At 40.9% G+C, this 10689-nt stretch carries 7 protein-coding genes, 2 tRNA genes and 2 pseudogenes; 5 read left to right on the forward strand and 6 right to left on the reverse strand.

What is annotated here, in order from left to right:
• Positions 1 to 56: 56 nt before the first annotated feature.
• Positions 57 to 344 (reverse strand): hypothetical protein, encoded by a 288-nt coding sequence (locus tag RMY27_RS34765; RefSeq protein WP_322669348.1) that lies wholly within the window; start codon positions 342 to 344, stop codon positions 57 to 59.
• A gap of 161 nt (positions 345 to 505) precedes the next feature.
• On the opposite strand from RMY27_RS34765, the gene RMY27_RS34770 reads away from it, so the two are divergent.
• The 3 genes and pseudogenes from RMY27_RS34770 to RMY27_RS35720 all read left to right on the forward strand — a co-directional run.
• Complete coding sequence (locus RMY27_RS34770; protein ID WP_322669349.1) at positions 506 to 1693, forward strand: murein hydrolase activator EnvC family protein; 1188 nt, start codon at positions 506 to 508, stop codon at positions 1691 to 1693.
• A gap of 44 nt (positions 1694 to 1737) precedes the next feature.
• Positions 1738 to 1810: transfer RNA gene (locus RMY27_RS34775), tRNA-Arg, on the forward strand.
• Positions 1811 to 1857: 47 nt separating this feature from the next.
• A pseudogene (locus tag RMY27_RS35720) lies at positions 1858 to 2140 on the forward strand (IS4 family transposase); the annotation flags it as partial.
• 503 nt (positions 2141 to 2643) lie between these two features.
• Here the strand turns inward: RMY27_RS35720 and RMY27_RS34785 are convergent.
• The 3 genes from RMY27_RS34785 to RMY27_RS34795 all read right to left on the reverse strand — a co-directional run bounded on the left by RMY27_RS34785 (position 2644) and on the right by RMY27_RS34795 (position 4954).
• Entirely contained in the window at positions 2644 to 4050 is a 1407-nt protein-coding gene (locus tag RMY27_RS34785) for a 1-acyl-sn-glycerol-3-phosphate acyltransferase (protein WP_322669350.1), read from the reverse strand.
• A 148-nt stretch (positions 4051 to 4198) separates the two neighbouring features.
• The gene (locus tag RMY27_RS34790; protein ID WP_322669351.1) at positions 4199 to 4645 is read right to left on the reverse strand and encodes a DUF2127 domain-containing protein; all 447 of its coding nucleotides are present in this window, start codon (positions 4643 to 4645) and stop codon (positions 4199 to 4201) included.
• 236 nt (positions 4646 to 4881) lie between these two features.
• Positions 4882 to 4954: transfer RNA gene (locus RMY27_RS34795), tRNA-Ala, on the reverse strand.
• Between the two features lie 68 nt (positions 4955 to 5022).
• On the opposite strand from RMY27_RS34795, the gene RMY27_RS34800 reads away from it, so the two are divergent.
• On the forward strand, positions 5023 to 5937 hold the full coding sequence (locus tag RMY27_RS34800; RefSeq protein ID WP_322669352.1) for a rhodanese-related sulfurtransferase: 915 nt from the start codon (positions 5023 to 5025) through the stop codon (positions 5935 to 5937).
• A gap of 15 nt (positions 5938 to 5952) precedes the next feature.
• Here RMY27_RS34800 and RMY27_RS34805 read toward each other — a convergent pair whose 3' ends face one another.
• Positions 5953 to 7452: an ATP-binding protein gene (locus tag RMY27_RS34805; protein WP_322669353.1), complete on the reverse strand. Its 1500-nt coding sequence runs from the start codon at positions 7450 to 7452 to the stop codon at positions 5953 to 5955.
• Positions 7453 to 7459: 7 nt separating this feature from the next.
• The gene (locus tag RMY27_RS34810) at positions 7460 to 9787 is read right to left on the reverse strand and encodes a PAS domain S-box protein (RefSeq protein ID WP_322669354.1); all 2328 of its coding nucleotides are present in this window, start codon (positions 9785 to 9787) and stop codon (positions 7460 to 7462) included.
• Between the two features lie 614 nt (positions 9788 to 10401).
• Here RMY27_RS34810 and RMY27_RS34815 point away from each other — a divergent pair.
• Positions 10402 to 10528, forward strand: a pseudogene (locus RMY27_RS34815) (IS4 family transposase); the annotation flags it as partial.
• Between the last annotated feature and the right edge of the window lie 161 nt (positions 10529 to 10689).

The raw sequence follows: 10689 nt of genomic DNA on the forward strand, positions 1-10689 counted from the left end.
CTCCCCTGCTCCCCTGCTCCCCTGCTCCCCTGCTCCCCTGCTCCCCTGCTCCCCATCTATTTTTTAATAGCGACTAATCCATTTATACCTAGTGCTGTAATTACACCTCCCAGTAATCCCCAGGTGCCATCGGCAAATACGTTGATGCGATGAATGTAGGTGCGATGATAGGCATACTCTAACTGTCTATCATTTACTTTTCCAACCTCCACCAGGTTTTCCACATACTTTTCAGCTTTGATCAGTGCTGCATAATCGAGATTAAACCAATACAACGATACTCCCACCACAGCCAAACCTGGAACAACCAAGGTAATTAAGAGAATTGCTATACGTGCGTTCATACATTTCACCCGCTCACATACCTGCTCAATGCTGACACAGACAGAATCTTTGTGTTACAACGTGGCAGACCAATTTGATACATAGTGTTGGAGTGGGTGAATCAGATTTTGGGAATAATCCTCATAGTGTTTGAAAGCATCGTTTTGATTAGGTTCGCACTATGAGAGCGCGATTTCTAGAAAAAAAGCAGATTTATTGCTGTTTATCTATTGTATTTTGCTGCGTTTTGTGGGTTTGTTTGGGATTAATTCCAGCCGATGCAACGTCTACAGGGTCTATTGATACTCTGCGACAGCAGCAGCAACAAATGAACCAGCAGCGTCAGGGTGTAGTTGGAGAGCGCGATCGCTTAACTAATCTTCAACAAGAGGCCCAAAAACACCTCATTGGTTTAAAGCAAAATCTGCAAACTACAGATAGCTATCTGCAAGAGAGCGAATCACGATTACAACTTGCTACCCAACGCCTCCAACAGTTAGAAACTGATTTAGATGTGGCAGAACGTTCATATCAGGAGCGGCAAATCGCAACAGTAGCACGATTGCGTTATCTCCAGCGATCGCCTGCTTCTGCTGGATGGGCAGTTTTGCTTGAAAGTGAAAATATCAACGACTTTTTCAGCCGTCGTCATCAGTTGAAGTTAGTGTTTCAGGCAGACCAACAAATTTTGGCAAAACTCAACACCCAAGCAAACTCGATCGACAAACAAAAAACGGAAGTAGAACAGCAAAAAAACGAAATTGGCTTAATTCGCGAGCAACTTTTGGCACAAAAAGCCGATTATCAAACCCAGGCGCAATCACAATCAGAATTGATTCAACGCCTGAATAGCGATCGCCTGGCCTTAGAAGCCGCGCAAAATCAGCTAGAAAGAGAATCGAAAAATCTGGAAGTCTTGATTCAACAAAAGGTAGCAGAAGCTCAAGGAAAAACCAACAGCAGAACAGGTATGATCATTCGGGGAACTGGTGTAATGGCATATCCTAGCGATGCTTCTACTAGTAGTCCTTTTGGCTGGCGAGTTCACCCTATTCTTGGCTATCGTCGCTTTCATGCCGGGTTGGATTTTGCCGCCAGCTATGGCAGTAAAATTCGGGCAGCCGATTCGGGAACAGTAATTTTTGCTGGGTGGTATGGTGGTTATGGCAGAGCGCTAATTATCGATCACGGTAATGGCATGACTACACTTTACGGTCATACCAGCGAGTTATATGTTTCTGAAGGACAAGCAGTTGAACGTGGACAAGCGATCGCTGCTGTCGGTTCCACAGGTTTCTCAACTGGTCCCCATCTCCACTTTGAAGTTCGTCGGAATGGTACACCCGTAGACCCTGCTAATTATCTTTAAGACTGCGAATTTTATCACAAACGTGCTATAATAAGGAAGCATAAGGGCGCGTGGCTCAGTGGATAGAGCAACAGATTCCGGTTCTGTGGGTCGGGGGTTCAAATCCCTCCGCGCTCGTTACCTTTGGTCGATTGCCAAATTGTTTGTCCGCATTGACAAATTAATGGCTGACTTATGAAGCAAGAGTTAATCCTGAGTTGCCATGTGACACTGTTTTAGAAAAGAGTGAATGGCAACGCCAGTCGCCTCCAGTCGGGAAACCCGCCCACGGCGCAGGCTTATCTTTATGCGCCACTATCAATCAAAATCTTATCCCACCTGAGACGCCATCATCTTTATACCAAGCAGTACTGATGATTGCCCGACAGGCGTGGCTTTTTAGGTCATAAAGGCGATGGTGAACCTGGAGTGAAAACCATTTGGCGTGGGTTGCGGCGATTACACGACACTGAGATTCTCCAGATGACGTTTGTTGTTAACGATTGCCTCCGACACGCTATGCGATCGCACTATATCTTTCTACATCTTTTGTCTCTAAAGTCAATCATTCTGCTGTTGTTTAATTCTGTCATTCCTTCACAGTCTGCCTTACAACAATGTTAAGAAAGATCCGGGTAATGGATAGCCCTTGGGGAGAGGGGCTGGGGCAATACGGTTCGGATAAGCATTTTTCACTTTCCTTGTGGTCTGGGGAAAGGGTAAGGGGTAAAGGGTAAAGGATGTATTCAAAACCTTTCCCCTTTCCCCTTTCCTCTTTAACCGAACCGTATTGGGGGCTGTGGGTGAGGGCAAAACGTTGTCACCAAAGGGTTTAGCGTTAAGTTGACACCTATGAAGACTTTGCGCCCCTACAAATCTATAAATAATTTGGGATAATTTATTTTTTGCGAGTCCCTAAAGGTGCAACAAACATTTGACAAAATTCGAGCGAAAAAGTCTGAGAATTTCCGTTATCTAATCATCTTCTCTAAAGCGATTTGCAAATCTTTTGTCAAATCGCTCACAGCTTGTTTAGACGCTTGGCGATCGCCCTGACAATTTGTGAAGCGTTCTGTAACTGAAATTGCCTCTCCCACAGTGATTTGTGCCTGTCGCAAACCTAAGCGAGGTCGCCCCGGAAGTGTTGTATCCTGAATTCTAGAAAGCATATCGAATACAAGCAAAGCTGTTTCTGCAAACCGTTCCGCTGTCGGTTGCTCCTGAATATAATTAGCTGTGACTGCAACAAAACTTTCCACTATCCGCATGTGCCGCATTCGCAAGTCGGCTTCTTCTGCAATCCAGTCTGCCAAACCGCGTTTGAAGGGTGATAAAGCATTGATATCTGGCAAATCATCTCGGTAAATGTAACTCCAGCCAGCCTCTTCCAAGCGACGACAACGGTCAATAAAATTACCCTGCGCTTGAACTCCAAAATATTGCTCGGTAACTTGTAAAGCCTTATCTAGTAGGCGATGGAGTCGGGCAATTAATACCTGATTAGCACTCTTCAATTCATCAGTTGAGACGGTTTTTGGGATGTCTTGATGATAGAAGCGACGATAAAACTCTTCCATCTCGGTAATCAGATATTCAGCCAACCTACAGAGGCGTTGATAGTAAATTTCTTCGCTATTGCCCGAATCAATTTCCAAAACTTTCAAGCCACTATCAGCTTCTAACTTACTCAACAGCCAATCCAGTTTAGACCAAGGTGGCTCAACGTAGCGATATTGGATGGCGATCGGCACAACAATCACAGTCTCAGAACGGTTAGCTTTTTGTAAGTCCTCTACACACCAGAACGCCATTTGAGCAACACCAGGTTCTAAGGGGCTAACAATACCACTATGACCATTAGTACCGCCTTCTGGCGCTACTGCGATCGGTAGTTCGCCATTAGCAAACAACTCTCGTGCATTTTGGATAGCTTGCCGATCTAGTCGCCTACCACGACGAACCGGCACACCTCCCAGCAGAGAGAACAACCAACCTAGCCACTTTCCAGCCCAAACTGTCATACCCCGGTCATAAAGAAAATAGCTGTGAACCAAGGATTGTAGTGTAATACCTTTTTGACGAGCAACTTGTGGCACAATGCGAGAAAGCAAATACAGCATACACAGGGGATCTTCTACCTCTGGGTGGCGAAATGCCAACAAAAAGCGAATTTTTCCAGCCTGAAATTGTTGATAGAGTTCAGCTAATACTTCAACATTCTCGGCTTCAATCTTGACAATCCCAGCCGGTAGCCAGGGGCGAGTGCGAAACCGTAGTGCGATCGGCAGTAACCACCGAACAATCTGGAGTACCAAAGGATTCAACTTTTGGGGAATAAATTTTAGTGGTGGTTGAGTAGACTGAATCGATCTAGGCAAGTTGCTCTCCAGATTGTATTTCTAGCGATTGTATAACGTGAGGTCTTGGTTTTGCGTAAACCCGTAGCCTCTTGTAGCCAAACATTTCAAGTAGCTTTCTTCCTTCTGACTCCTGCCTCCTGCTTCTTGCCTTTCTTCTTATCAAAAATTAGTTGGGATGTTTAGGGAAATTTCGGAATAAATAGCCAAATACTGCTAAATTTAACAAAAAAACCAATATTTTTAGCAGAGATATTCCCTGAATCAATTCATAAATCTCTGGGGGAATACTGATACCGACAAGTCCCAATACCAAGACATGTGCCCAACGCTTTTCGTACCATAAACCAAAAGCTTCAATAGCAGTAACAATAGCATAGATTCCTGTTCCGATACCGCTAAATGCCAGAGTTCTAGGATTTAAGTTAACAACTTTCTTTAAAAGCAAATCAATAATCATCGATTTACCTTCTAAAACATAATTTTGTGAAAACGCCTCTAGATTTTGATAATTTTTTAATGTCAATAATAAAGCGATCGAAGTAACCATAAGCAGCAAGGCGACAAATGATTTGTAGAGAACAATTGCCACTAACCCCAATGGACGCTTTTCCAAATAACCCCCTAACTAAAGATAAGTCAAATTTTGAACGCTCAAAATTATCTGAGTACTGTCAAGTCAGAGTTTGCCTCCTTTAACTAAGTAGGAATTTGAATCGGTGCAGTGGATGCAATACCATACTCTCCTCTCCCTAAACCCCTTGCCTAACAAGGAAAATAACCCCATTTTTTGATAATGAAAGGGGTTTTAATTGATTTGAATGTGCGTAGGTTAGCAAAAACCCCTTCCAATGGAGGTTAGCGGACTCGAACCGCTGACATCCTGCTTGCAAAGCAGGCGCTCTACCAACTGAGCTAAACCCCCATATTAAAATAGTAGATAACTTTGATTAGCGTTGTTATTGTAACTTATATTGTTTTATCACCAAAGGGATGAAGCCAGAAAATATTCAAGTTGTTGCAGCACTGTATAAATTTGTTAAGCTGCCAGATTTTGCCGAGAAACGAGATCCTCTGCTGTCTTACTGCCAAGCGCAAGGTGTAAAGGGGACGATTTTGCTGGCACTTGAAGGGATTAACGGTACAATTGCCGGTTCGCGTCAAGCCATTGACTCAGTTCTCTGGTTTCTGCGTTCTGACCCCCGTTTAGCAGACTTAGAATCCAAAGAGTCCTATACCGAAACTCCACCTTTTGAGCGGATGAAGGTGCGGTTGAAACAAGAAATTGTCACTTTGGGGTTGCCAGAAATTGACCCAAGTGAGCAAGTTGGTATCTATGTCAACCCTGAAGAATGGAATGATTTAATTGCCAATCCAGAAGTAACGGTAATTGACACCCGCAATAATTATGAGGTGAATATTGGTACTTTTCAAGGGGCAGAAAATCCCCAAACTGAATCATTCCGCGAATTTCCTGATTATGTGCGCCACCATCTCGACCCAACTAAACACAAAAAGGTTGCTCTCTTTTGTACAGGCGGCATTCGCTGTGAAAAAGCTTCATCCTTCATGCTTGCACAAGGTTTTGCAGAAGTCTATCATCTCAAGGGCGGCATACTTAAGTATTTGCAAGAAGTTCCAGCACAAGAAAGTTTATGGGAAGGAGAATGTTTTGTTTTTGATGAACGGGTAGCCGTTAGTCATGGGTTGGAGAAAGGAAGTTATGAGTTGTGCCTCTGTTGTGGGCGTCCGATTTCAGAAGAAGATAAAGTGTCTCCAAAGTATGAGCAAGGTATCTCCTGTGCCTATTGTTTTGATAGCCTCACCGAGGAGAAAAGAGCGCGTCAGCAGGAAAAATGGCGACACTACCAAACCCAAGTTGGGAACAAAAATCAGGATGTGAGTTGAAGAAGAATTTATAACTCATAATTCGGAATTTAAGGGCAAAATTACTGTAAATTTAGTACCGACTCCAACTTCACTTGTCACACTGATTTGACCCCTGTGAGCATCAACGCACCTTTTAACAATTACTAACCCCAATCCAGTACCCTGAATTGATTTGACATTTGAAGCTCGGTAGAATGATTCAAAAAGCCGAGCTTGGTCTGGTTCGGGAATACCAATACCTTGATCTTGAATACAAAAAGTTACGACTTTCTCAATTGGGTCACATATTAAATCAAACTGAATCTTGCCACCTTGAGGAGAATATTTAACCGCGTTTGAGAGTAGATTTCCAAATAGGTAATGTAAGAGTCCTTCATCCATTACAGCGGATGTATTCTCACTATGACAGGTAAAAATAATTTCACATACGCTGTTTTCAACAATCGAAAAATCTTCGATTAAGTCTCGACAAAATTGCTCTAGGTTAAAGGGAGCAGGGTTGAATATGAGTTTTTCTGCTTCTGCTCTACCCATAAACAGCACTTCTTCCATGAGTTGTTCCATAGATTGGACAGCACCTTGAATTCGCTTTAAATATATGCCTCTTTTTGTATCTGTCAAATTTGCTCCCTGCATTTCCATGAGTTCTACTGCGGTTTGAACAACAGTTAGAGGATTACGGAACTCATGAGATACGGTAGAGATAAATAGAGACTTGAGACGGTTAAGTTCTTGCTCCTTTTCTAATGCTTGCTCTAGCAATTTTGTTTGCCGTCGTTCACTAAGATCCCAAAAAACAACTACTACACCATTTATCTGGTCAGTTCCTCGCTTCAGTGGTGAAGCACTATCGCCAATGGGAACTCTTTTGCCGTTTTTTGTAATCAGAGATGTGAATTCCCCTAAATAAACAACCTGTTGCTCACGCAGCACTTTTGTCACAGGATTTTCTAATGTAGCTTCTGTAACTTCATCGACAATATGAAAAATCTTCGTCGCCTCATTTCCTAAAGCATCTTTTTGCTGCCAGCCGGTCAGCGCTTCAGCTGCGGGATTCATGAATGTCATCTTTCCCTGCTCATTAGTAGCGATTACAGCATCACTCATTGAGTTTAAAAGGGTTGCTAACTGATCTCGATTTTCCCGCAGTTCACGTTCTAAGCGATGTTTTAAAAGACCAATCTCGATCGCAATTTTTAAATCTTTTGTAGTAAATGGTTTAACTATGTATCCAAAAGGCTGGGTAATTTTGGCTCTTTCTAAAGTATGATCGTCGCCATAAGCGGTTAAATAGATTATAGGTACATCTAACTGCTCGCGAATCTGACTGGCGGTAGCAATACCGTCCATATCACCTTTAAGAATAATATCCATTAATACTAGTTCTGGTTGAGTTTCCGATGCCTTGGCAATGGCAACTTTTCCAGATGAAGCTGTACCCGTAACAGTGTATCCTAGTTGACTGAGTTGACTAGCAATAGTTCTAGCCACAATCACTTCATCTTCAACGACTAAAATCCTAGCTTGACCCATTTGATATTTACTGATGCAAAGTTAACTGCTTAAATTTAATTTTGAATACTGTTCCATGATTGCGTTCTAGAGTAATTTCGCCTTCTAGTTGTTCTGTAACCAAGTCATGTACTAACGACAGACCCAAAGAATCAGTATTTCTCCAATCTAAATTATCTGGTAAACCAATCCCATTATCTCGGATAGTCATCTCAATACTATTGCCAATATTGTGTAAAGCAATACTGATTGTGCCTACTTGTTGATTGGGAAAAGCGTGTTTGAGGGCATTGGAGATTAATTCGTTAATCACCAATCCACAGGCAATAGCTTGATCGACATTCAAGCTTACTGAAGCTATATCAGTTTCTAGAGCAATTTTACCAGGGCATATTTGATAGGAAATTAGCAAGCTGGCTGCTAAATTACTGATATAGTCAGCGACATCAATTTGCCCGATATTAGCGGAAGTATATAAATTTTTGTGAATTAAAGATATTGACTCAATTCGATTTTGGCTTTCTCGAAGAACTTTGATTATTTCTGGATCTTTGAGTGTTTGAGACTGAAGTTGTAATAAACTGGAGACAATTTGCAAATTATTTTTAACTCGATGATGAACTTCTTTTAAAAGAACTTCTTTTTCAGCTAAGGCTGTTTTTAACTTTATTTGCGCTTTTTGTCTTTGAACAAGTTCCGTTTGAGCTTGCGCTAATATGCTGGATTGTTGAATTGCGATCGCTAATTGCACTGTCACTTGATCGAGCAAATCTAATTGATTTTCTTCCCACTCACGAAAATCAGAGCATTGGTGAGCAATCAGTAAACCCCAAATGTGAGAGCCAGGGCTTTGAGAGCTTACTTCTAGTAAAATCGGCACAACTAAATTTGCTTTCACCTCAAATTGTTTTAACAGACGAATATGGCAATCAGTGAGTCCAGCTTCATAAATATTAGCGATCGCTCGTTTGCGTCCCTGATAATATTCCAATCCTGCACCTGTTTGAAAACACGTATCAGGAATCTCCACACCTAAAGAAACCGTCCATCCAGGTTCCACTGATTCTGCCATAATTGTGCCGATCATCTCTGAGTTAAATTGATAAACTACTACTCGATCAACCCCAAGTAAATCTCGCACTTCTTGAACTGTTGCATTCAAAATATCCTGAAGATTCAAAGATTGACGAATTCGTTGAGCAACAGTTCGCATCAATTGCTCCCGTTCGGCTTGAGCTTTTAGAGCTAGTTCAGTTTGCTTACGTTCTGTGATATCTTGCCCAATACCGATAATTTGACCATTTGAAAGGTAAACATTAGTCCAAGATGTATCCAATAGACGACCATCGCGCACCTGAGTTTTAAAGTCGCCCCAAATGCGTTGTGCAGACTGCATATAACTAATTACATACTGCCGATATTCAGGATTAGGGTATAGTGCTTCCAAGACATCACGAGTTTGGAAATCTTGAAATTTCCAACCAAGAATATTTTCCCATTCTTGGTTCACCCACTGGAGTTTACCATTGGCATTGACCAGGGCAATCATCAATGGTATATTCTCAAAAATTATCCGCAAAAACTCATTTTGTTCTTGGAGTTTAGTTTCGGCATTTTTTCGGTCATTAATATCATTAAATACTGTTAAAATGGCTGACTCATTGTTAAAAACTAAATATTGTAAAGAAGCGATCGCCCAAAAATGAGTTCCATCTGCTTTTTTTAATTGCAGTTCATAATTATGAATAAAACCTTGCTGATTAAGAACCTTTAACAGTGCTTCTAAATCTGTAAAGTTATGATATAAATCTACAATTTTTTTGCGATTAACTAAATACTCTGGAGAAAACTGAAATGTGTGAAGCAACTCTGTATTAGCGTATAAAATTAACCCATCAGACACACGCGAAATAATGAATGGAACAGGAATAGCTTCAGAAATAACTCGAAATCTAGCTTCACTTTGTTGAAGAGTTCTTTCTATTTGTTTGTGTTCTGTGATGTCTCTTATATGAACTAGGCGAGCCTGATAACTGCCATAGTCTATTGCCTGTGTGAAAATTTCAACATCAATAATCTGTCCGTCTTTTCGCTGATGTCGCCATCGCCCAGTAAAGTCTAAGCTAGAATGCTTTTGTCGTAAATATTCAAGCAAGAGAGGTACATTTTCTGAAGGGCGAATGTCAGTTATTCGCATTTGCAAGAACTCTTCTCGTGAGTAGCCGTAGTGAGAAACAGCAGCTTCATTTACATCTAAAAATTGCAGATTATTTTGGTTATATACCCACATCGGGTTGGGATTTTTAGAGAAAAGTAAATTAAAACTCCTTTGGCTTTCATTTTCAGAAAATAGCATTAGTGGTTGTGTAATAAAAGTTTTTATTATGTACTAAAATTTAATAAATTTAAATCTGAAACAATTATTAATTTTTGGCAAAATTTGTTTTTATGATTCAATTCTACTGATTCAGAATTCCTTGCATAAGCTCTTTGATATTTAGAGATAAAAAAATCGATCTGTACTTAAAGAGACTTCCTACAGAGGTATATGTCGCTTCAATCTTCATGCGAATCTCGCAGTGTAAAATATGTCTGATAGTTTACACTAAGGAAATATCGCTTGCACAGCTTGTGAGAAGAAAAATAGCCTGAAATGCGTACATGCTAAAGAATGTGGCAATTTATGATAAAACAACAAAGAGCCTTTATTCGCAATAAGCATTATTTAATGATAAAAAAGTGGGTTCAAGCAACTTGTCAGAGCAACAAGCAATACTTAGATCACGCATTACCACTGTTTAAAAATTATAAAATTGTAGTCCTGGGAGAGCGCGAATTTCGGCATGGGGCATCGGCACGACCTTAAACGGGCAGGGAGTGACTCTCAGACTAGCAACGGTTAGCTAGTTACTGTGAACTGTCAAGAATCACCGCACCTTTAGGTGCGGTGAGTATGTCAAAGAAATAGAAAATATCGCAAGTAAATGGAAACGTAAGTATTTAGGAGTTTCACCATCGATATGGATGGTTTATCCTCACGAACTTAGATACTTTAGAATTTACTATCAAAGCTTATAAAGAACGGTTTGATATTGATTGAATTAATAAGATTACTTTTATAGCACCCGCCAAGGCGGCTAGTACAAGTGGATGAAATTTTGCAAATGCACTGAACTCGCAATAATTCTTATACATTTAAACAAAAAGCGCCCTCCGTTACCAGAGGGCGCTTTCTCATTTAGCTAAACTTCAGAATTA

Source organism: Nostoc sp. DedQUE09 (genome assembly GCF_034530915.1).
Taxonomy (GTDB): Bacteria; Cyanobacteriota; Cyanobacteriia; order Cyanobacteriales; family Nostocaceae; genus Nostoc.